Annotated in this window: 23 protein-coding genes and 1 pseudogene; 22 read left to right on the top strand and 2 right to left on the bottom strand. The window is 34.5% G+C overall.

The genetic code is table 11. The features are described from left to right. Position 1 precedes the first annotated feature (1 nt). From U473_RS05935 to U473_RS05850, 19 genes and pseudogenes are all read left to right on the top strand, one after another. Positions 2–1,225 (top strand): CCA tRNA nucleotidyltransferase, encoded by a 1,224-nt coding sequence (locus U473_RS05935; RefSeq protein ID WP_161937292.1) that lies wholly within the window; start codon positions 2–4, stop codon positions 1,223–1,225. Next, a complete protein-coding gene (locus U473_RS05930; protein ID WP_068724337.1) occupies positions 1,222–2,181 on the top strand; it encodes a biotin--[acetyl-CoA-carboxylase] ligase in 960 nt (319 codons plus the stop codon). The genes U473_RS05935 and U473_RS05930 overlap by 4 nt, the downstream gene beginning before the upstream one ends. Positions 2,182–2,249: 68 nt before the next feature. Next, positions 2,250–3,056: a tetratricopeptide repeat protein gene (locus U473_RS05925; protein WP_068724335.1), complete on the top strand. Its 807-nt coding sequence runs from the start codon at positions 2,250–2,252 to the stop codon at positions 3,054–3,056. Further along, positions 3,017–3,235 carry a hypothetical protein gene (locus tag U473_RS05920; RefSeq protein WP_068724333.1) on the top strand — a complete coding sequence of 73 codons (219 nt, stop codon included), beginning with the start codon at positions 3,017–3,019 and terminating at the stop codon, positions 3,233–3,235. The genes U473_RS05925 and U473_RS05920 overlap by 40 nt, the downstream gene beginning before the upstream one ends. 165 nt (positions 3,236–3,400) lie before the next feature. After that, positions 3,401–5,539, top strand: coding sequence for an exonuclease domain-containing protein (locus U473_RS05915; RefSeq protein ID WP_153012010.1), 2,139 nt, complete (start codon positions 3,401–3,403; stop codon positions 5,537–5,539). A gap of 122 nt (positions 5,540–5,661) precedes the next feature. After that, positions 5,662–6,219: a helicase C-terminal domain-containing protein gene (locus tag U473_RS14210; protein ID WP_161937291.1), complete on the top strand. Its 558-nt coding sequence runs from the start codon at positions 5,662–5,664 to the stop codon at positions 6,217–6,219. A gap of 61 nt (positions 6,220–6,280) precedes the next feature. Next, positions 6,281–7,132 (top strand): ComEC/Rec2 family competence protein, encoded by an 852-nt coding sequence (locus U473_RS05910; RefSeq protein ID WP_068724331.1) that lies wholly within the window; start codon positions 6,281–6,283, stop codon positions 7,130–7,132. A 101-nt stretch (positions 7,133–7,233) separates the two neighbouring features. Beyond that, positions 7,234–8,049 carry a non-homologous end joining protein Ku gene (gene ku / locus U473_RS05905; protein WP_068724328.1) on the top strand — a complete coding sequence of 272 codons (816 nt, stop codon included), beginning with the start codon at positions 7,234–7,236 and terminating at the stop codon, positions 8,047–8,049. A gap of 10 nt (positions 8,050–8,059) precedes the next feature. Next, positions 8,060–8,997: pseudogene (locus U473_RS05900) on the top strand (ATP-dependent DNA ligase). A 32-nt stretch (positions 8,998–9,029) separates the two neighbouring features. After that, on the top strand, positions 9,030–9,989 hold the full coding sequence (gene ligD / locus U473_RS05895; protein WP_068724326.1) for a non-homologous end-joining DNA ligase: 960 nt from the start codon (positions 9,030–9,032) through the stop codon (positions 9,987–9,989). A gap of 496 nt (positions 9,990–10,485) precedes the next feature. Then, a complete protein-coding gene (locus tag U473_RS05890) occupies positions 10,486–10,650 on the top strand; it encodes a YpmA family protein (protein ID WP_068724324.1) in 165 nt (54 codons plus the stop codon). Positions 10,651–10,690: 40 nt separating this feature from the next. After that, positions 10,691–11,170: a cell wall elongation regulator TseB-like domain-containing protein gene (locus U473_RS05885; protein WP_068724321.1), complete on the top strand. Its 480-nt coding sequence runs from the start codon at positions 10,691–10,693 to the stop codon at positions 11,168–11,170. Between the two features lie 157 nt (positions 11,171–11,327). Further along, the gene (locus tag U473_RS05880; protein WP_068724319.1) at positions 11,328–11,855 is read left to right on the top strand and encodes a hypothetical protein; all 528 of its coding nucleotides are present in this window, start codon (positions 11,328–11,330) and stop codon (positions 11,853–11,855) included. Positions 11,856–11,861: 6 nt separating this feature from the next. Continuing rightward, positions 11,862–13,373, top strand: coding sequence for an AAA family ATPase (locus tag U473_RS05875; RefSeq protein WP_068724316.1), 1,512 nt, complete (start codon positions 11,862–11,864; stop codon positions 13,371–13,373). A gap of 120 nt (positions 13,374–13,493) precedes the next feature. Beyond that, entirely contained in the window at positions 13,494–14,363 is an 870-nt protein-coding gene (locus tag U473_RS05870; RefSeq protein WP_068724314.1) for a 3-hydroxyacyl-CoA dehydrogenase family protein, read from the top strand. A 16-nt stretch (positions 14,364–14,379) separates the two neighbouring features. Beyond that, the gene (locus U473_RS05865; RefSeq protein WP_068724311.1) at positions 14,380–15,582 is read left to right on the top strand and encodes an acetate/propionate family kinase; all 1,203 of its coding nucleotides are present in this window, start codon (positions 14,380–14,382) and stop codon (positions 15,580–15,582) included. 29 nt (positions 15,583–15,611) lie between these two features. Beyond that, the gene (locus tag U473_RS05860; RefSeq protein WP_068724309.1) at positions 15,612–16,787 is read left to right on the top strand and encodes a pyridoxal phosphate-dependent aminotransferase; all 1,176 of its coding nucleotides are present in this window, start codon (positions 15,612–15,614) and stop codon (positions 16,785–16,787) included. Positions 16,788–16,821: 34 nt separating this feature from the next. After that, positions 16,822–18,111, top strand: a complete 1,290-nt coding sequence (asnS, locus tag U473_RS05855) for an asparagine--tRNA ligase (protein WP_068724307.1) — start codon at positions 16,822–16,824, stop codon at positions 18,109–18,111. A 250-nt stretch (positions 18,112–18,361) separates the two neighbouring features. After that, positions 18,362–19,093 carry a DnaD domain-containing protein gene (locus U473_RS05850; RefSeq protein ID WP_068724305.1) on the top strand — a complete coding sequence of 244 codons (732 nt, stop codon included), beginning with the start codon at positions 18,362–18,364 and terminating at the stop codon, positions 19,091–19,093. Here the strand turns inward: U473_RS05850 and U473_RS05845 are convergent. Together U473_RS05845 and U473_RS05840 are read right to left on the bottom strand one after the other, a co-directional pair. Further along, positions 19,076–19,444, bottom strand: a complete 369-nt coding sequence (locus tag U473_RS05845) for a hypothetical protein (RefSeq protein ID WP_068724303.1) — start codon at positions 19,442–19,444, stop codon at positions 19,076–19,078. The two genes, U473_RS05850 and U473_RS05845, sit on opposite strands and share 18 nt — an antisense overlap. Positions 19,445–19,576: 132 nt before the next feature. Continuing rightward, on the bottom strand, positions 19,577–20,032 hold the full coding sequence (locus U473_RS05840; protein WP_068724302.1) for an OsmC family protein: 456 nt from the start codon (positions 20,030–20,032) through the stop codon (positions 19,577–19,579). A gap of 257 nt (positions 20,033–20,289) precedes the next feature. Between U473_RS05840 and U473_RS05835 the strand changes: the two genes are divergently transcribed. The 3 genes from U473_RS05835 to U473_RS05825 form a co-directional block, all read left to right on the top strand. Continuing rightward, complete coding sequence (locus tag U473_RS05835) at positions 20,290–21,240, top strand: TAXI family TRAP transporter solute-binding subunit (protein ID WP_068724299.1); 951 nt, start codon at positions 20,290–20,292, stop codon at positions 21,238–21,240. Continuing rightward, complete coding sequence (locus U473_RS05830; protein ID WP_161937290.1) at positions 21,240–21,803, top strand: DUF1850 domain-containing protein; 564 nt, start codon at positions 21,240–21,242, stop codon at positions 21,801–21,803. Before U473_RS05835 ends, U473_RS05830 begins: the two co-directional genes overlap by 1 nt. Next, positions 21,793–22,806: TRAP transporter permease (locus U473_RS05825; RefSeq protein ID WP_153012076.1), on the top strand; the 1,014-nt coding region annotated here is incomplete at its 3' end. The genes U473_RS05830 and U473_RS05825, both read left to right, overlap by 11 nt.

Raw genomic sequence — 22,806 nt, 5'->3', positions numbered from 1 at the left:
GTTGGAGAAGATTGAAGTTGGAAGAAAAATATTAAAACAACTTAACACGAATAGCTATCAAGCATACTTTGTTGGCGGAATGGTTAGAGACCTTCTCTTAGGAAGGGAAATTCATGACATCGATATCGCAACAAATGCTTTACCCGAAGAGGTGATGCAGATTTTTCCTAAATCAATTCCAACTGGATTGAAGCATGGCACTGTTACGATCGTTGAAGAAGGAGTCCCTTTTGAAGTTACGACCTTTCGTAAGGAGGGTCAGTACCTTGATTATCGTCATCCTTCGCATCTTGAATTTGTCTCTAGTTTAGTTGAAGATTTAAAGAGAAGGGATTTTACCATAAATGCTATGGCCATGGATGTTAATGGTCTATTAATTGACCCATTCCAAGGACAGGCCGCTCTTAAATCTAAGTTGGTTATTAGCGTCGGTAAACCAAAAGACCGTTTTCTCGAAGATCCTTTGCGTATCATGAGAGCTATTCGCTTTGCTTCTCAACTACAATTTCAGATAGAGGAAGAAACAAAACAAGGCATCTTAGAGGTTGGATCCTACTTACAATATATTGCAATGGAGAGAATTAAATCAGAAATGGACAAGATAATGGCTTCAGAAAACCCGGGATATGGAATTTCGGGTTTATTTGAACTTGGCCTGATCCAATATATACGAGGGTTGAAGGATACACGTTTTATAAGCTTATATCCTAAAGAATTATCTGAATTATTATCTAAAACATCTGATGTCCTCTTACGCTGGGTAATCATATTTTATTTTTTAAAGGAAGAGGAACGGTTGTTTTTATTAAGTGAAATGAAATTTTCTAAAAAAGAACAAGTAAAGATCAATAAAATCTTTAGTGCCTTAACTATGATGCAAGGTGGAATACAACTGATTCAGCTTAAACGTTGCTTGGTTGAATTAGATTTTCAATCGTGTTCTAAAGCAATAGAAATGACCTGGATGTTAGGGCAGATCAGCGAAGAAGAAAGGTTATACTGGCAACAAAAGCTACTCTATACAGATCAAGATTTAAAGGTAAGAAAAATAAAAGATTTAGCCATTACAGGAAATGATCTTCTGCAATTCTTTAATCGCCCAGGTGGGCCTTGGGTAAGAGAACTTTTAGAGGAGCTTTTTGAGCAGGTGGTATATGGCCAACTTTTAAACGATCCTAAGATCTTATTAAAGAAATCATTAGAATTAAAAGGGGATCAAAAATGAGGGAAAAGCTAAAGGAAATTTTTTTAAAATCGAATCACCAGTTTATTTCCGGAGAAGAACTAAGTCAACAAATGCAAATTTCAAGAACAGCAATTTGGAAACAAATTGAAGAGTTAAAAAAGGAAGGTTACCAATTTGAAGCCGTAAGAAAAAAAGGGTATCGATTATTAAATGAACCCGATGATATTTCTTCAGAGATCATCCAAAGAGAATGTCACACAAAGATATTTGGGAGCAACGTTGTCTATTTTAAATCAATCGATTCTACCCAGACTAAAGCACATGAATTAGCTAGACAAGGGGCTAAGCATGGAACAATTGTCATTGCGAATGAACAAACAAATGGAAAAGGTAGACTAGGAAGATCTTGGTTTTCTAACGAAGGAAAAGGGATTTGGATGAGTATCCTATTACGCCCCTCTTTTAGTTATAACGAAGCACCTCAAATTACTTTATTTGCCTCTATCATACTTACAAATGCATTAAGAAGTTTATATGGAATTGATATTCGAATTAAATGGCCAAATGATCTGTATTTTGAAAAGAAAAAAATTGCAGGAATTCTTACAGAGATGCATGGAGAGCAAGATCAGATTCACTATTTGATCATTGGAATTGGAATTAATACGCATAAAACCAAATATCCATTGGAACTTAAACAAAAAGCAGGATCTTTAGAAGAATTTATCAATCAGAATCCAAAAAGAATTGAAATTCTATGTAAATTCCTAGAACAATTTGAAAAAAACTATGAGCTATTTCATCAGAAAGGATTTGCACCCTTTTTTGATGAATATAATCAACTTTTATTAAAGAAAGGAACCCCTATCGTTGTTACGCAATCAACATCTTTTATTTATGGTCAAATATATGGGGTAGATGAGAACGGATATTTAATCGTTAAGAAAGAAAATGGAGAAATGATTAAAGTTGTTTCCGGTGATATAACCATCTAAATCAGTTTAGGGTCGTATATTCTTCCTATCTATGACAAACACTGTGGATAGGAAGGGAGGGCTATTTAATGATTCACCATGAGCTATTTGCCCATATGACTCAAACATTGGATCGATTAGGTAAAGAATTTGAGGTTACCAATAGCATAGATGAAGAATTATCTTTATTAGAAAAATATTTATCGATCAAAGAGATGAGTGAAGAGATTACTGGAGAATTAAAAAAATTAAATGAAAAAATACGTCAGTTCGAAAAAGATCATGGTTTATTAGATATGGATCTTCATGTAATGAAAGATACTGACACGATGACTGAAAAATATTCTGAAGTCGTCATAAAACTTGATGAAGAGGATTTCATCACTTTTCAAAAGGGTATAGGTTTCTTTGATTTATGGATGTACGATCAAGCTATACTTCATCTTGAGACAACAACGAAGAAATATCCTGATTTTAATTTAGCTCGGTTATATACAGCAATGACCTATTTTAAGAAGAAAGAATACGCTTATTCCAAACGTGAAATTCTGATTCTTTTCAAATATTCAGATGATCCAGACCTTCTTTCTCTTGGACATAATCTATTAGGGATGATCTATGGTCTTGAACGTGATGAAGAACAAGCAATTTATCACTTTAAGAAAGCAATAGAATTAAAGAAGAATTGGACAGAACCTATTTTTAATTTAGCAATGCTTTACTATCAAACTAAGCATTATCATGAATCCATTTCCTATTTGAAAGAATTGGCTCAAATCAATACAAATGATTGGGAAGTCTTATTTTATTTGGGTAAAGCATATCAAAAATTAGGGGAATATGACCAAGCGATTGAATGGCTAAAAAAACATATACCATTGCCAAACAACCGATGATCGTCCGACAAATCGCCGTTAATTTTGAAAAACGACTTCATTTCGAACAGGCGACACAATGGTATAAAAAATGGCTGGAACTTGAACCTTTTCAATCAGAAGCTTTGCTTGGCTTAGCCAAGAATGAATGGTTAAAAGGGAATAAAGAGACGGGAATGGTTTTATTATTTAGGCTATAACCATTATTTACTTGGCCATGTGGAGGAAGCTAAAAATTCTTGGCTAAAGTTGATTCATTAAAGATAAGCCCTTTGTTTTGGGCTTTTTTCTTCTTTCACCTTTTCATATCCTTTATTTCCTAGTATAGTATAAAAGAATGCGTGAAAAGGTTAGAGGTGACACAATTGAATCGCTTTATAGTCATAGATTTAGAAACAACAGGTAATCAGCCGGATAAGGATACCATCATTCAAGTTGGTGCCGTTTTAATAGAAGATGATAAAATCAAACAAACCTATTCTTCTTTTGTATATACCGACAAATTAATTCCATCATATATCCAAGATTTAACTGGAATCAATGAAGATATGCTTAAGAATGCACCAAAAATCGATGAAGTCATGCAAAAGCTGCTTTCTTTATTAGAAGGTTCGGTTTTTGTTGCCCACAATGCCCCTTTTGACTTAGCTTTTATCCAAAATGCTCTAGACCAACTTGGCTACCTCCCATTTTCTGGCCTTGTTATCGATACATTGGATATGTCCAGGATTTTATTACCAATGGTGCAAAGTTATAAGTTAGACTCGATGACACAGGAATTAGAGATTATTCATGAACAACCACACCGTGCTGATGCTGATGCATATGCAACAGCAACTATACTTTTACAATTGTTTAATCGCCTAAAAGAAATGCCATTGGCCTATCTCCAGCGTTTACAAGAATTGATAAAGAACACTCACCACGATTTGTATCTAATCGTAGAAGAAATGACTCATCAAAAAATATGTTTTTATTCTGAAGATGAGCATTATGAGTTGATCAATCAAATCGCCTTGAAAAAAGAAGAGATAGATAATTCTAGGATTCCTACTGAAAAATCAACTAAGTTATCATTCGATCTTATATTTGAAAAAAATGGATTATTATCTGAACGTTTTCCTGATTTTGAAATAAGACCTGCTCAGGAACAAATGGCTTTAGAAGTCATGAATGCTTTTGAGGAAGGATATCATTTAATGGTCGAAGCAGGAACTGGAACTGGGAAATCTTTAGCCTATTTAATCCCTGCTATTTTTTGGGCAAAACAACATGAAGAAAAAATTGTAATTGTTACTCATACAATCAACCTGCAAGAGCAGTTATATCAAAGGGATATTCCCTTACTAAAAAAAACCTTACCTTTTGATTTTAAGGCAACGATTTTAAAAGGACGAAATAATTACTTATGTTTAAGAAAGTTTGAACTTCAACTAAATCAATTTCCATATGAAGAACCAAACAAAGAGCAGTCTGTAAATTTATCTCAGATGCTAACATGGGTTGCTCAAACCGAAACAGGCGATGTTGAAGAAATTAACTTATCTTTAAGTGGACGTGATCTTTGGCAACAAGTGAAAAGCGATGCGGATTCATGTTTAAATCGTTCATGCCCTTGGTTTAGACAGTGTTTTTATCATAAAGCAAAACAAAAGGCTCAAAATGCTGATCTTATTATTACAAATCATTCATTGTTATTAACTGATTTAAAAGCTGAACATCGGATTTTACCTGCTTATCAACGGTTGGTGATTGACGAAGCTCATCATTTTAGTGAAGTGGCATCAAAACATTTAGGATTTGAGGTCAATCAATATGTGGTAAACCGTTTATTGCAAAGATTATATAAAGATGCCAAAAATGGTTTTCTTGTTTTGCTTATGAATGATTTGATTCATTCGCAAAATCCAGACTATTTTCCTATTGCCAACTTTATTCAAAACCAGATCATTTCTTTATTACCAAGAATAGAAAATGATTTTCAACTTTATTTTTCAATGATTGGGGATTTTGTGAACAAAGAAGCTTCTGCTCAGGAGAGTGGTCGCAAGACATTAAGAGTTACAGACAAAATAAAAGAACGAGAAAATTGGATCACCATTCAGGAGATCGCGAACAATCTTTATATTCAGCTTACTGACTTAAGCAATTTACTTGAGGATGTTTTGCGCCGATTGAAACATGTTGAAGCAGAAGAAAGCATGGTTATTGATTTGAATGGATATCTAAAAGAGGTAAAGGAAATGATGTTTGCTTTTTCAGAATGGAATTATCTACAAAATAAAGAAATGGTATTTTGGGTTGAAACAGAAAGTCGTGGAAAAAGATTGAGCTCATACTTATATGCGGCACCGATTGAAGTTGGGTCCTACCTGAAGGAATTCTTATTTGATAGGAAAGAAAGTGTGATATTCACATCTGCAACATTAAGTGTAAATGACTCATTCAACTTTAGTAGTAGGGAATTTGGGTTTGAAGCTGATGATAAAGATTTAAAAAAATAAAGCTAGATTCACCCTTTCATTACAAGAAACAAGCACTAGTCTGTATACCCAGCGATTTCCCAAATATACAAGAAGTATCTGAACATATTTATATCGAACATTTGGCAAAAGATATCGCTGATGTGGCGATTTCTCTAAGTGGAAAAGTTCTGGTTCTCTTTACTTCTCATTCGATGCTACAAAGAACTCATACACTCTTAAAAGAAATTCTAGCACCTTTTCAAATAAAGGTTTTAGGTCATGGCATTGATAGCAACAGTCGTTCTAAACTAACAACGATGTTTACAGAGAACCCGAATACCATTTTGCTTGGGACAAGTAGTTTTTGGGAAGGGGTAGATGTTCCAGGAGAGGCACTAAGCGCCTTAGTTATCGTTCGTTTACCTTTTACCCCACCAAATCATCCGATCAATGAGGCAAAAACAGAGAAATTAAAAGAGAATCATAAAAATCCGTTTATGGAATTATCAGTTCCTCAAGCTATTATTCGATTCAAACAGGGGTTTGGACGATTAATCAGGACAAAAAAGGATAAGGGTGTTGTCATTATCTTTGATCGTAGGGTAGTTGAATCTCGTTATGGGAAGTCATTTATTAAGTCATTACCCCCAGTCGATATTAAATATCAACCCTTTACAAAAATCATTGCGTTTATTGAGGATTGGATGCAAAAGGAATAAAATTGGTATTGACTCATATAGATAGAGGGTAACATTTCTTTTTGACTAGAAGGTGATTGTTTTGCAATTCACTATCAGAGTCTTCACTGTTATCCTCTTTATTTTTGCTTTTATTTATATTCGTTTACCAGATCAAAAAACCGTCCCTTCAGCCAAATTTATAGAGATTGAGCCTAATGAAATGTTAGTCTCTTTTTTACCACTAAAACAGGGGGAAGCTACTCTCATTCAACTTTCAGATCGAGAATTTTATTTAATTGATACGGGTTCACCTGAGTGTACAGAACAATTATTAACAATGTTAAATCAACATGGAGTTGGGCAATTAAAGGGCTTGATCTTGACCAATCCAAGTGATGATCACTTTGGAGGTTTTAATCAGATTCTCAACCAGTATTCGATACAATCTATCTATATTCCAGAATTAATCTCGTCGACTTTTCCAATTCCCTCTGCTTACCAAAAAAATAAAAAAATAAAAGCTCAGGATGAAATTCAGATCAATCAAAATATAAAAATAGTTGTTCTTTCACCAATCGAACCTCTTTCTCTGTCTCCTCAAGCGAATTCACTTGTTTTTCAATTAATCCATAAAGATGTGCAAATCTTGTTTACAAGCGATATCAATCAAGAAATAGAACAAAGGTTATTAGAACGCTATCCGTTAAAATCTGAAATTTTGAAGGTCAGTGATTTTGGTGGGGTTGCTGGATCTGATGCAACATTTTTGGAAAAAGTGGATGCCCAAGTTGGTATCATTTTCTCAAGTGATCGTGAACTTTATGCATTAAGCGAGGATGTCCTTGAACGGTTAAACGAATCTTGGATGGACGTGATGATTTTAGAGAAAGAAGGAGAAGTGCAAATCCTTAGTAATGGAACGAATTATTCATTAGAAAGAGTTAACTATTGAGGTTAGGTTAACTGATCAATGCAAACAAGCCACAAGCAGGCTTTTTTTTTGTATGATTTTACTATTTCGACGAACACTAACTGAATAGGAGGTGCTTATCAATGCATACCATGTGGAAAGGTTCTATTAGTTTTGGTTTAGTGAATATCCCAATCAGAATGTATGCTTCTACAGAAGAAAAGGAAGTAAAATTTCGCTATCTTCACAGGGATTGCCGTACTCCGTTAAAATACGTACGTACTTGTCCGACTTGTAATGTAGAAGTGGAATGGGATGATATTGTAAAAGGGTTTGAATATGAGCCAGGGCGTTTTGTTTTAATTGACGATGAAGACTTGGAATCGATTAAACCAGAAATCAAGAAATCAATCGAGATCTTAGATTTTGTCAATCTTAGTGAAATTGATCCAATTTATTTTGATAAATCCTATTATTTGTCACCACAAGATACTGGGGAAAAAGCCTATCATCTGCTAAGGCAAGCGATGAATGACACCGGGAAAATCGCCATTGCCAAAATTGCTATCAGGTCAAAACAATCCTTGGCTGCACTGCGTGTCTATCAAAATCTTCTTGTACTTGAAACGATCTTTTACCCAGATGAGGTAAGGGATGTTCAACTTATCCCTGGCATCCCACAAAAGATGAAGCTTGATGATAAAGAATTAAATATGGCTATTCAGTTAATTGAAAATCTTACTGCACCTTTTCAACCGGAAAAGTATACCGATGAATATCGTAAAGCACTTCAAGATCTGATTGCGAAGAAAGTTGAGGGAGAAGAGATTGAACAGGCGCCATCAGCTCCTCAAAAAAATATAATCGATTTGATGCAAGCTTTACAAGCAAGTATCGAACAGACCTCTCCAAATAAAAAGACAACAAGAGGCAGAAAAAAGAAAACAACGGCAAGTTAGGGGTTAGATCATGGAATTCAAACCAATTGTTCCTTTTGAACCGACGATCACAAAGGAGATACCTACGGGGGATAAATGGATTGCTCAGATAAAGTGGGATGGAGTAAGAATTTTATCATATTTTAATGGTCATCATGTCAAACTTTTTAATCGAAAATTAAATGAACGAACAAACCATTACCCAGAATTGATTGACATTCAAACCTATTGTAATGTAAACTCTGTTATTTTGGATGGCGAAGTGATAGCCCTTGGTAATGATGGTAAACCTTCATTTCACGAAATCATGAAACGAGATGGAATACGCCGATTAGACAAAATAAAACGTATGCAAAATATTGTACCGATCACCTATATGATTTTTGACATCCTCTATCTTAATGGGGAATGGATTAATAGCTGGCCATTAAAAAAAGAATAAAGGCGCTTTCAGCGATCATTAAACCTAATCCAACTATACAATTGGTATCCTCTCATCACGATGGTAAGGAATTATTCAATGTTGTGGTTCAACATCAAATGGAAGGAATAGTGGTCAAGAACCTTAACAGTTCATACATCATCAATGGAAAAGATAGTCGTTGGCAAAAGATAAAAAACTATCAAGATTTAATTGCAGTAGTTGGAGGGGTCACCCTTCGCGAGGGGATTGTAAATGCAATTTTATTAGGATTATATGATCAAGAAGGACAGCTTTGGTATATTGGACATGCTGGTACAGGAAAGTTAACACATACTGATTGGAGAAGCTTTACAAAAAAAGTGAAGGAACATGTGCAAAAAGAACGTCCGTTTATAAATAAACCTGAGCGAATGAATGAGGTAATTTGGATTCGTCCTCAAATCACAGTAAAAGTTAAATTTATGGAATGGACAGAGAATCAAACCCTAAGACAACCAAGTATTCAAGGTTTTGTTGATCATCCAAAAGATGAATGTACTTTCTAAAAGTATGTTATGTAAGAAGGGAATGTTGGCCAGTGAATTCTATCACCATTGATGGGTATCCGGTTCGTATTACAAATCCTGAAAAAATGTTATGGCCAAATTTGGAAATTCGCAAAATTGATTACATTACTAAATTATTAGAACTAGCGCCCTATATATTACCTCATGCTCGAGATCGTTTACTCACAACGATTCGTTTTCCTGATGGCATAGGTGGAAAATCTTTTTACCAAAAGAATATTCCTGTTTATGCACCGAACTGGGTGGATCGTTACGAATGGAGAGGGGTTCAATATATTCTGCTAAATAATCGGGCAACCTTGGCATGGTTAGCCAATCAAGCTGTTTTAGAATTTCATACGGCGTTTAACCTATATCAAACAGAAAATTATCCTACAGCATTAGTATTTGATTTAGACCCATCTGAAGGACAAATCTTTGATGAAGTAGTTGATATTGCATTAAAGGTTCACGAAACTCTTCATTCTTTACAAATAAAAAGCTGGGTAAAAACCTCTGGGGCAACAGGGTTACAAATTTATATCCCAATAGAAAAGAAATATACTTATGAAACGGCAAGAAAACTTAATGAATTTTTTGCACAATACTTTAGCCAAAAATTTCCTGATATTGTGACGATCGAGAGAATAGTTAATAAAAGGGGGAAAAAACTATACTTTGATTATCTGCAAATGTGGCATGGAAAAACCATAACCATGGTATATTCACCAAGAGCCACAATAGAAGCAACTATTTCCATGCCTGTTGAATGGAGAGAATTAGAAAAAGGAATCACTCCCAAGCAATTTCATTTATTAAATGTAATCGAGCGATTAAAGAAAAAGGGAGACCTTTTTTCCCCATTATTATCCGAATCAGCAAAACAAAATTTAGATCCTATCATACAGTTCTTATCAAAAGGAAAAAATGACACTTTCTCTACTGATAAAAAAGGCCTGCAAGGTAGCAGGCAAGAAAGAGGTATAAGGTAGACTAATTTTATTCATACTAAATTTAACAAACATGTTTAAATAGTAAATAAATTATCCTTCATACGAAAATTTCCAATCACTTCATCCTTTGAATCCAGCAAGTCCATTTGATCTTTCAATAGCAAAAACCATGCTGTCATTTCATGAATCTTAACCTGATCTCTTTGATTGACATGTAACGGTGATATTAGACCTTTGGAGATGCCGTTCAGGCTAATCACCTCCTTAGGTGTAATATTATTATTACCTGAAATCTAGCGGATATGAAATCCTATTTCAGGCAGACCCCCATATTTTTGTGATGTCTGTTTTTTCTATCCTTTTTTCACTACTTTAGTCATGTAGCGCGTCTTATGTTCTTAGTACTAGGGTTTCTGTTTGCACAAAGACTTGACAGAAGTCAAGTTTTCTCTAGTATAATAAGGGAAGAAAAGACTTGGACGAATACAAGAAGAAAATTATACTTAATTTACCGTTAAAAAAGGAAGGTCACTTTATGGGAATTGAATTGATCGCATCAGTAAAAGTCACAGCTACTTCAGATTTATATAAAATAGTGGATCTTTTAAACAAAAATTTAAAATATGACGATCTGATGTTTGGATTAGCAAAAGATGAAGATGATCCAAATTTGATGGTTTTTACCATTTACCGTACTTAAAAAATAGAAGAATTAAAAAGAAAAGTTTATAGGGGATAAAATGAAAAAATTTATTATTAGAATTTTAATCTTGCTGATCATATTGTTAGTTATTGTGTTTGCCTATTTTTATCGAATTTGGGCAAAAGAAAAAAAAGTTGAAGAACAAATGGTGATGAAGGCAAGGCAAGAGGTTTCTATTTTAGACAAGATAGATGAAATTTCCTATTTTACTGGTGAAAAGCAATATTATGTAATTATGGGAAAAGATCATTTAGGTATTCAACTCATCATTTGGCTAAATGAAAAAGATAAAATTAATTACCAGTTTTTAACTAATTGGGTAAAAAAAGAGGAGATTGAGAAGAAGGCCTTATCTCTACAACCTAATAGTTCGATTAAACGGATCACACCGGGAATTATGCAGGTAGATCGTTTGATTTATGAGGTACTTTTTAAGGATGACCAAGGAAGATTTGGTTATCAATATTTTGATTTAAAAACAGGGGAACTAATAAAAATGTATCTATTGGGAAAATAATCTCTTTTTAATTTGGCTGTGCAATGTCACAGTCTTTTTTTATTTTTGATGATTTACTATACAACTCTTATGGTAGCAATTACTAAAGAACAGATGATATATCATGTGATATACTATTATATGTATTCGATTTACAGATATGGAGGGGCGAAATAAAATGATAAAGAAAAAACCATGGATAGTAACGATCACAATACTTGTATTGTCTCTTGTTGTTTTATTCGGTGGGTGGTTTACCTATCAAACCGTTCAAATAAAAAAACCTATTGAAAATGCATTAGCCTCTATTGAAGGGATTATTCTTTATGATTTAAAAATAGATCGAGATCAAATAAACGTAAGTATATCTATCCAAAAAATTGACAACTTTCAGCTGACCTATCACCAAATACAAGATAAATTACAACCCTATCTTGGTAAACGTCAATTAAATTTGGATTTTAAAAGTAAAGGAATTGAGGACGAAAAGTTGATGAAGGCATGGAGTGAATCTTATTTTTATATTGCACAAGCTATTGATCAACATCAATATAGTTTAATACCCAAAACAATAAATGCCTTAAAGAATGAATACCAATTAGATAAGGCAAATTATTCTATGGATGAAAATCAAATCTACATTGATCTTCATCAAAAAATTCTTCTTTATATCTCATTTTGCCTCGAACGAATAATCTGGAGGTGAAAAAGATTGGCTAAACATATTTTTTGGGGAATCATTCCCGCTTTATTTATCTTCTTTGCATTTATTGGTTTAAATATAGGGCCCCTTCTCTTCTTAACCTTGATCGGTGGATTAGCATTTTATCTCACAGAGAAAAAAGGTGGTATACCTGGATTACACCAAGAGATAAAGAAAAAAAATCATATTGTTGGCAAAACCATTGTTACTTTTGAAGATATTGGTGGACTCGAAAGAACTAAACAAGAATTAAAAGAGGCGTTAGACTTTTTAATACATTCTGAAGAGATGAAAGAATACGGGATAAGACCATTGAAAGGAATTTTAATGGATGGTCCACCAGGTACAGGTAAGACATTATTGGCAAAAGCTGCTGCAGATTATACGGGATCGGTATTTGTGGCTTCATCTGGTAGTGAGTTTATTGAGATGTATGTAGGAGTTGGAGCACAAAGAGTTCGTGATTTATTTAAAGAAGCAAAAACATTGGCAAAGAAGCAGCAAAAAAATAGTGCGATCATTTTTATTGATGAAATTGATGTAATCGGTGGAAAACGCGACGCAAATAGTCAACGAGAATATGACCAAACCTTGAACCAGCTACTTACCGAAATGGATGGTATCCAAAGTAGAGATCAACCTCAAATCTTAGTTATTGCAGCAACAAACAGAAAGGATATGTTGGATCCTGCTCTATTAAGGCCAGGTCGCTTTGATCGTCATATTTTAGTCGATCTACCTGATAAGAATGCCAGAAAAAAGATTTTGGAAATTCATACTTCAAATAAACCACTAGCGTCAGACGTTGATCTGAATCAAATAGCAATTGAAACGTATCAATTTTCTGGAGCACAGTTAGAGAGTGTTGCAAACGAAGCTGCGATCTATGCGATGAGGGACAAAAGTAAAGAGATCAAGAGTAAGCATTTTTCAAGTGCGATTGATAAAGTCATCATGGGGGAACAAATGGACCGTACTGCTTCGCAACAAGAAAAAAGAAGGGTAGCGATACATGAACTTGGGCATGCAATTGTTGCTGAAAACGTGAAACCTGGTAGTATCTCGCAAGTTGCTTTGAGACCACGTGGACAAGCATTAGGATATGTTCGTCATAATCCCCAAGAGGAACAATACTTGCATACACGTGAATCATTAGAACAACAGATCATGATTGCTTTAGGGGGTTCGGTTGCAGAGGAGATCTTTTATGGTCACCGTAGTACTGGATCTAAAAATGATTTTGAACAAGCACTAAATTTAGTTAATTACTTGATCGATACAGGTTTAACATCCTTAGGAATCGTCAATACTAATTATATTTCGAAGGATAAACTTGAAAAAGAGAGCAATGAGATTTTAAATCTGTTACTACAAAAAACTAGCAATCTGTTACAATCACATAAAGAAGTTATTGTAAAAGCTCTTGAACATCTTGAAAATGAAGAAGTACTTTCAGGAAATGAGTTTAGAGAGATGATTCGTCAGCTATCTAATGAAACAATGATAAGCCAAATCGGATGATTTGGCTTATTTTTTACTTGTGTTATATAATTAAATTAGAAATAACTATAACACATTTTTGCTGGATTATGTTAATATATTATTTGTGTTATGTTTACAATTAAAGGGAGGTATTTTTGCATGACAATTCGTAAAGTGGGTGTTATCGGTGCTGGCGTAATGGGATTAGGTATAGCTCAAATGCTAGCTGAACACGGAATCGATGTTAATTTAATTGATAAGGAAGAGACCCTTTTAGAAAAGGCCAAAGAAAATTTAAATCATTCCCTAAATAAAGCAATCGAAAAATGGGGAATCACAGAAAGTGAAAAGAAAGTGATTTTATCCAAGATAACTTACTCTGTTAAGAAAGAATTACTTAAAGATGTTGAATTAGTAATAGAATCAGTAGATGAGATTTTAGAACTTAAAAAAGCAATTTTTAAAGAGATAGATCAAATCTGTAATCCTAATGCCATTTTTGCTACGAATACATCGACACTAAGTGTAACTGAGTTGGCAAGTGTAACAAGCAGACCTGAGAAGTTCATTGGTCTTAACTTTACATACCCTGTCGTTAAAAGAGAATTAGTCCAAATTGTTCGTGGATTGAAAACTTCAGATGAAACCTTTGCTATCTCTAAAACATTTGTAGAACAAATGAATAAAACAGGTATTCAAGTCTTTGAAGCTCCTGGCTATGTAACTGTTCGTTTAATGATGCCATTGATTACTGAAGCGATAAATATCGTAATGGAAGGTGTTGCTTCAGAAGATGATGTAGACACCGCGATGAAGTTAGGTTTTGATTTTCCTTATGGACCATTAGAGATGGCCGATCGAATGGGACTTGATGCTGTATTGCGTGTGATGGAAGCAATGTACAAAGAGTATGGAGAAGTGAAGTATCGCCCTTCTTCTTTCCTAAAAAAATTAGTACGTGCAGGACATCTTGGTGAAAAAACTGGACAAGGCTTTTTTAAATATGAAAATGGAGAACGTGTAAAGTAAAGGAGAGGTTTTTCAGATGAAAATTTTTGTACTAAATTGTGGTAGTTCCTCATTAAAATACCAATTATTTGACATGCAAGACGAATCCGTTATTGCTTCAGGCAAAGTAGAAAGAATTGGAATGGAGGATGCGATATTAACGCATGAACCTACAGATAAAGAAGAAGTAAAGTTGGTAACTGAAATTCTTGATCATACTACGGCAATTGAAAAAGTATTTGATTTCTTAGTTGACCCAAAACATGGCGTGATCAAAAATGTTACGGAGATTGAAGCAGTCGGTCATCGGGTTGTTCATGGAGGAGAAGTTTTTTCCGATTCTGTAAAAGTAGATGGACAAGTAAAAGCGGCGATCAAAGGAACTTTTGATTTAGCTCCATTACATAATCCTGCAAACCTTGTGGGAATAGAGGCAGTTGAAACTGTTTTGCCCAATGTACCCAATGTTGCAGTGTTTGATACTGCTTTTCATCAAACGATGCCTCAAAATGCCTTTATGTATGCATTACCTCGAATTCTTTATAAAAAGCATAAAATTAGAAGATACGGTTTTCATGGCACCTCCCATAAATATGTATGTATGAAGGCAGCAGAATTTTTAAATAAACCATTGGAACAACTAAAAATCGTTTCCTGCCATATTGGAAATGGTGCAAGTGTTACAGCTGTAAATAAAGGTCAATCTATAGACACGAGTATGGGAATGACTCCTTTAGAAGGTTTGATGATGGGGACAAGAAGTGGGGACATCGACCCTGCAATTATTCCATTTGTTATGGATAAAGAAGATTTAACTTTAAATGAAGTAAATTCTATGTTGAATAAACATAGTGGACTTCTTGGGGTATCAGGAATTGGTAGTGATATGAGAGATATTGAAGAAAACATGGAAACAAATGAAAATGCAAAGTTAGCTTTTGATATGTACGAATATCGTATTAGAAAGTATATTGGTGCCTATGCTGCAGCTATGGATGGAATTGATGTATTGATCTTTACTGCTGGTGTAGGAGAGAATTCAAATTTGCTTCGAAAGGCAATTACTGACCATTTAAGCTATTTGGGTGTTGAAATTGATGATGAAATAAATAATACTCGTTCTAAGCAGATCAGAAGAATCAGCACACCAGAGTCCAAGGTTGAAGTACTTGTTGTACCTACAAATGAAGAACTTATGATTGCAAGAGACACCCTAAGAATAGTAAAATCAAGTAAATAAAAATATTTTACTATGGGGAGGATGTATCGATGCAATTAGCTAATCGGGTCATGGGTTTAACACCTTCATCAACTTTAGCTATTAACGCAAAGGCAAAAGAATTACGAAGTAAGGGAATGGATGTCGTGGGACTTGGTGCAGGAGAACCAGATTTCAATACACCAGACCACATCATTGATGCAGCTATTCAAGCAATGAAAAATGGTCAAACCAAATATACAGCTGCTTCAGGAATTCCAGAGTTAAAAGAGGCCATTATAGAGAAGTTTGCAAAGGATAATGGTCTACATTATCATTCAAACCAAATCATGGTAGCTTTAGGGGCAAAACATGCTCTTTATAATTTCTTTCAGGTGGTCTGTGACCCTGGAGATGAAGTAATCATTCCAGCACCATATTGGGTTAGTTATCCTGAACAGGTTAAGTTAGCGGAAGCTATTCCAGTTTACCTTGAAGGAAAAGAGGAAAATCAATATAAGATTACACCAGAACAGTTGGAATCGGCGATTACTTCGAAAACAAAAGCCCTGATTATCAACTCACCAAGTAATCCAACAGGTACCATCTATTCTCGCGATGAACTCATTGCAATTGCTGAGATTTGTAAAAGACATGATATCCTCATCGTTTCTGATGAAATTTATGAAAAATTAATCTATGATGGAATTGAACATGTCAGTATTGCTAGTTTAAGTGAAGATGCATTCAAACGTACGCTAGTTATCAATGGGGTATCTAAACCTTATGCAATGACGGGTTGGCGAATTGGATATGCTGCAGGAGATGCAACAATCATCAAAGCAATGACTAATTTGGCCAGTCATAGTACGTCAAATCCTGTTACTTTTGCACAATATGGTGCATTAGAAGCACTGGTAGGACCTCAATCTGAATTAGTTGAGATGAGAAATGTATTTGAAAAACGAAGAAATAAGGTACTGGAATTATTAGAGGAAATACCAAGTATAAAACCAATCAAGCCACTAGGGGCATTTTACATTTTTGTTGATGTAACAAAAAGTATTCAGGAGAAAAAATTCGCAAATGCTGATGACTGGGCAAATGCTTTATTAGAGGAAGCAAAGGTAGCCGTTGTTCCAGGTTCAGGGTTTGGTGCTCCTAATTTCATTCGTTTATCGTATGCAACTTCATTAGAGCAACTAACAGTAGCAGTGAAACGTATCAAAGAATTTGTGATGTCTTAAACATTCAGTCCATATCTATTGGAGGGGAAAGTCATTGTTAGCCACGATAAAGGATATCGCTCAATATGTTGAACAAGAAGTAAAACTTGGTGTATGGCTGTATAACAAACGCTCAAGCGGAAAAATTCAATTTTTACAACTTCGTGACGGAACAGGCTTTATTCAAGGTGTTGTTGTGAAAAACGAAGTTTATGAAGAAGTTTGGGAGTCTGCTACTCAATTAACCCAAGAAAGCTCATTGTATGTAACAGGAACTGTTCGTAAGGATGATCGATCTAACATTGGTTATGAACTCTCCGTAACTGGGATTGAAATCATTCAAATTGCTGAAGAATATCCAATCACTAAAAAAGAGCATGGTACTGATTTTTTAATGGATCATCGTCATTTATGGATTAGAACGCCTAGGCAAAGAGCTATTTTAAAGATTCGAGGCGAAATTATTCGTGCTATTCAAGAGTATTTGGATCAAAATGGTTTTACATTGGTTGATCCACCTATTTTAACTCCGACTTCTGCTGAAGGAACGACTAATTTATTTCACACGAAATATTTTGATGAAGATGCTTATCTTTCACAAAGTGGTCAATTATACATGGAAGCAACAGCGATGGCCTTAGGCAGAGTCTATTCTTTTGGCCCAACCTTTCGTGCAGAAAAATCTAAGACTAGAAGGCATTTAATAGAATTTTGGATGATTGAACCTGAGATGGCCTTTATTGATCATGAAGAAAATCTTAAAATTCAAGAGGAATTCGTTTCACATGTTGTTCAATCCGTATTAAAAAATTGCAAGATAGAATTACAAACACTTGATAGGGATATTTCTAAGCTAGAAAAAGTTATGGCTCCTTTTCCACGGATTACGTATGATGATGCCATTAAATTTTTACAAGAAGAAGGCCATGAAATTCAATGGGGAGATGATTTTGGCGCACCTCATGAAACTGCAATTGCTGAAAAATTTGAGAAGCCTGTCTTTATTACTCATTACCCTACTGAATTAAAAGCATTCTATATGAAACCAGATCCTAATCGCCCTGAAGTTGTTTTATGTGCAGATCTTATTGCCCCAGAAGGCTATGGAGAAATTATTGGCGGTAGCCAAAGAATTGATGATCCAAATTTGCTTGAACAACGATTTAAAGATCATCATCTATCGATCGATTCTTATAAGTGGTATTTAGATATTAGAAAATATGGTTCAGTACCTCATTCAGGATTTGGATTAGGATTAGAGCGCACAGTTGCATGGATTTGCGGTTTGGAGCATGTAAGAGAAACCATTCCCTTCCCGCGTTTGCTCAACCGTTTATATCCATAATATGAAAATAGATAAGAACGTAATACTTTCTTTACATTTAAGAAAAGGTTTGTATATTCCATCGCGCTCCGTCATCCGTGCCCTTCTATAAATAAAGATTAAGGAGAGAAGGGCACTTCTGAAGGTCGCAGCTTATGGAATATACAAACCCCTAAATGACAAGTGGAAGAAAGTTATACTTTCTTTACATTTGAAAAAAGAGCACCTTTGGTGCTCTTTTTTGGTGTATACTAGCTTTGAGGTGTTTACTGTGATATTAAAACATGAATTATTTTTATCTATTTTACAAGAAGGGACAACTCCTATTTTAAACCATTTACTATCAAATTATAAAAAGATAGGTTTATCAGATCAAGAAATGATGTTAATTATACATATTCTATACTTTCAAAGTAAGGGGAAGCTATTTCCCAGTATTTCAGAATTGGAACAAAGAATGGCTTTGAAAACGGAAGAATTAGTACGAATCTTGCAACGGCTTGTAAAACAAGGATATCTTCAAATTGATGAAATGAAAGATGAGACATCTGGAATTCTCTATGAGACGTATAACCTAACACCATTCTATTTAAAAATCATTGACCACTTTGAAAGAGAAATGCAAATGGACAGGATCGAGAAAAAGAAATCAGAAAAAGAATTAAAAGAAAATAATCTCTTTAAGGTTTTTGAACAGGAGTTTGGCAGACCGTTATCACCTATGGAAGTTGAATTGATCTCAGCTTGGTTAGACCAGGATCATTATTCTAACGAAATAATTCTATACGCATTGAAAGAGGCTGTTTTCTCAAATAAGTTAAATTTCCGGTATATTGACAAAATCTTATTCGAATGGCAGAAGAAGAATTTAAAGACCGTAGAACAGATAAAAGAACATACGAAACAGTTTAGGGTCAACCAAGATCAGAGTAGCACAAGGCATACAAAAAAGAATGGAAACGAAAAATTTGAATTTTATAACTGGTTAGAGAATGACTCTTAATCCTTCTTGAATGCCCATGATGAATATGACCTGTTCTGCATTTCCATCATCTGGATCAAAATGAACTAAAATGCCTAATGATTCAATCTCTCGATTCTCCTGTAACAAATTTAGATCTTTTTCCGAGAATTGGATTGTAATTAAATCGGAGAAAGCATTCCAATCGATGTGCAGTAAAACTTCTGTTTTTTCTTGATTGTCTAATCGTTCCCACAAAATAGGAGCATCCAAACTAATCATCTTTGGATGAGCTTCTCCTTGTTTTTGAATAAAATTTGAAAGTTTTTCACTTGAAATATAGAGGGTATTGGATTGAATAAAAAGATATTCTGGTGTAAAAATGGTTTCCATCATCTTCTTCCTTTCATATCATTTCATTGCATAAAAAGGTTATATCACAAGATGTCCTATATTCACAAGTGCACACATATTTTTCTCATTTAAATGAAAGAGAGCCGTTAAAAGGCTCTCTTGATAATAAGATCACTTATTTGCAACTTGGTTTTGAAGAACGTAATCCCCTTTAACTTCTACACCTTTTAATGTATCAGATACTGGGCATCTTTCTTCAACCATTTGCATCAACTTCTTAATTCGTTCTTCAGGAGAATCAGAGAGGATTTCAATTTGATAACGAATTTGACTAAATCCTTTACGTACTTCTTTGTTTAAACCCAAGAAACCTTCAGGATCAAGATCACCAGTCACATGTACCTTGCATTCCTTAATGTCTACATGCGCAGCTTTACTAAATGCGCCAACAGTAATAGCCAAACATCCTCCTAATGCTGATAATAATAGTTCCACTGGATTCATTGCTTTGTCGGTACCACCAAGCTGTTCTGGTTCGTCCATGTGGACAGCAAACCCTCTAGAAATTGCTTCTACAAATAAACCTTCTTTCAAAGAAACTGTTGATTGAAACTCGGTCTTAGCCATTCATCTATACCTCCCAAATAAATGTGAAATTGATCACAATAACTATTTTAGCAAATTTAGTATATGAACTTAAAATTTAAATAAACAAATGTCATGATAAGTTCAAAAAAAATTGAAGATTTATTGAATTTTATTTGAACATGTTGTAATTTAGATTTATCCTTTTACAAATATCAAAAAAGTCTATACAAATTATTAGAAAATAGTTTAAAATTAAAATTGACTAAAAAATACATAATGAAGAAGGGGGCCAAGTTATGAAAAAATTTGCTTTTTTACTTGCCATTACTATGCTATTATCTATTGCTTTGGTTGGATGTGGTGACCAAGGTGGTAGCAATCAATTAATTATTGCCACTGGTGGGACCTCAGGTACTTATTATCCTTTAGGTGGTGGAATCGCACAGATCATTAAGGATAACACAGATATGGATGCTACTGCCCAAACAACAGGGGCTTCTGCTGAAAACATGCGTTTAATTGCAAGTGAAGAAGTTGACCTTGCTTTTACCCAGACAGATATTGCTGATTATGCTGTAAAAGGTACAGAGATGTTTGATAAACCAGTTGAAAATCTACAAGCAATTGCCTCATTATATAATGAAACAGTACAAATCGTATTACCAGCTGACAGCGATATCAAATCTGTTGCTGATTTAAAAGGTAGAAGAGTATCTGTTGGTGATGCTGGAAGTGGGGTTGAAGCTAACGCTAAACAAATTTTAGAAATCTATGGTTTGACATTTGATGATTTGCAAGCTGAACGTCTTTCTTTTGGTGATTCTTCACAGAAAATCCAGGATGGCCAATTAGATGCAGCATTTATAACAGCTGGTGCTCCAACTTCTGCAGTATCTGAACTATCAGCGACTAAAGGAGTAAAAATCTTAAATTTAAATGATGACAAAATTCAAGGGTTAATTGCTAAATACCCATACTACACAGAAGAAGTTATTCCTGCTGGAACCTATTCTGGACAAAATGAAGATGTTAAAACTGTTGCTGTTAAAGCGATGTTAGTTGCACGTTCTGGTTTGTCTGAAGACCAAGTTTATAATATTACAAAAGCTTTATTTGAAAATTTAGGTGGATTAGTAGCCATCAATAAAAAAGCAGAGCAAATCAGTTTAGAAACTGCGACTCAAGGGATTAGTCTACCACTACATCCAGGAGCTGCTAAGTACTTTGAGGAAAAAGGCATTAAATGATGCCAGTCTTACATTCTAAACCGAGGTGGCACCTGTTACCTCGGTTTTTCTTTCATCCTCCATTCATGATTCTAATCATCTTACTAATTATCATTCTAATTCTAATCAATATACCGTTGTTTCCAATGTTAGTTCTTACAGATGGTCAAACTGATCAAGTTCTTGAACGTTTTTCATTGCAAAATAATAACAAGTTTTCGATTCTATATATTCATTCAATACACCGAACACCTGTTCAAGAGTTTTATCATGTTGATAAACAATTAAATATTGTCCTTGATAAAGTCATTTTTGAAAGCTATGGGGTTGGAATCCCATCTGAAATAGAAAATGGAGAGAAATTTAAGATAGAGAATGGTAAATTTATTCTCGACTCCATTCATCGTGTATTTCCATATTTTGATCAAAGGGTTGGGCAAGTGATCGCCAACCACAAATTATTGATCCAAAATAAAGAACTCCCACTTTCAAAGTTAACAGTGCCAGGTCATTGGATCCGATTTGAAGCAACGAAAAGCAACTTAGTACAGTGGATAAAAGGGAGGGATAGGAATGAGTCATGACATTCAACATTTATCACAAGAAGAAGTTCATCAATTATTAACAAAGTATGATCGTGAATCAGCTTTTTATCAGTATAAGGGATTAATGAAGTGGATCGTTACCATTTTAGCTATTAGTTTCTCAATCTTCCAAGTTTATGCATCTTTAACAGGAAACTTACCTTCACAGCTTTTAATTACAATCCATCTAGCATTTGGGTTAAGTTTAATTTATATTTTATTTCCAACAAAGAAATATATAAAACTTGATTTCCCCATATTAAATATTTTTGTAAAAATATTAGATATTATTTTGCCTATTTTAGGTGCATCTGTCGGGCTTTATTGGGTATATGAATATGATGGATTAGTCATGAGAGCAGGAAATTATAACCAACTAGATTTCATTATTGGATTATTAGCTGTTCTATTGGTACTTGAAGCTTCAAGAAGAGTAGTGGGTATTCCAATTACGTTGATTGCTGCACTCTTCTTGATTTATGCGAAGTTTGGAAATTATTTTCCTGGTTTTCTAGCCTTTCGTGGTCTCTCATGGGAAAGAATTATCTCCCATATGTATTTCACACTTAATGGAATCCTAGGAACACCCTTATGGGTTTCAGCTAAATTTATTTTTTTGTTCTTATTGTTTGGCGCTTTTTTAGAGAAAACAGGAGTTGGTCAATACTTTAATGATCTGGCATTATTGATTGCTGGTAGAAGAGTAGGGGGGCCAGCCAAAGTTGCTGTTTTCTCAAGTGCATTACAAGGTACAATTAGTGGTAGTTCAGTTGCTAATGTTGTTACCTCTGGTTCATTTACCATTCCAATGATGAGAAAATTAGGTTATCGTCCTGAATTTGCCGGAGCAGTAGAAGCTGCTGCTTCTACTGGTGGTCAAATTATGCCACCTATTATGGGGGCAGCAGCATTTTTGATGGCAGAGTTTATTGGATTATCTTATTGGGAGATTGCAAAAGCTGCTGCAATCCCTGCTATTTTATATTTCGCTGGGATTTGGATC

This window comes from Tepidibacillus decaturensis, assembly GCF_001561915.1.
Taxonomy (GTDB): domain Bacteria; phylum Bacillota; class Bacilli; order Tepidibacillales; family Tepidibacillaceae; genus Tepidibacillus_B; species Tepidibacillus_B infernus.
Note: the sequence above shows the minus strand (reverse complement) of the source record. Positions and strands in the feature narration are given on the sequence as shown.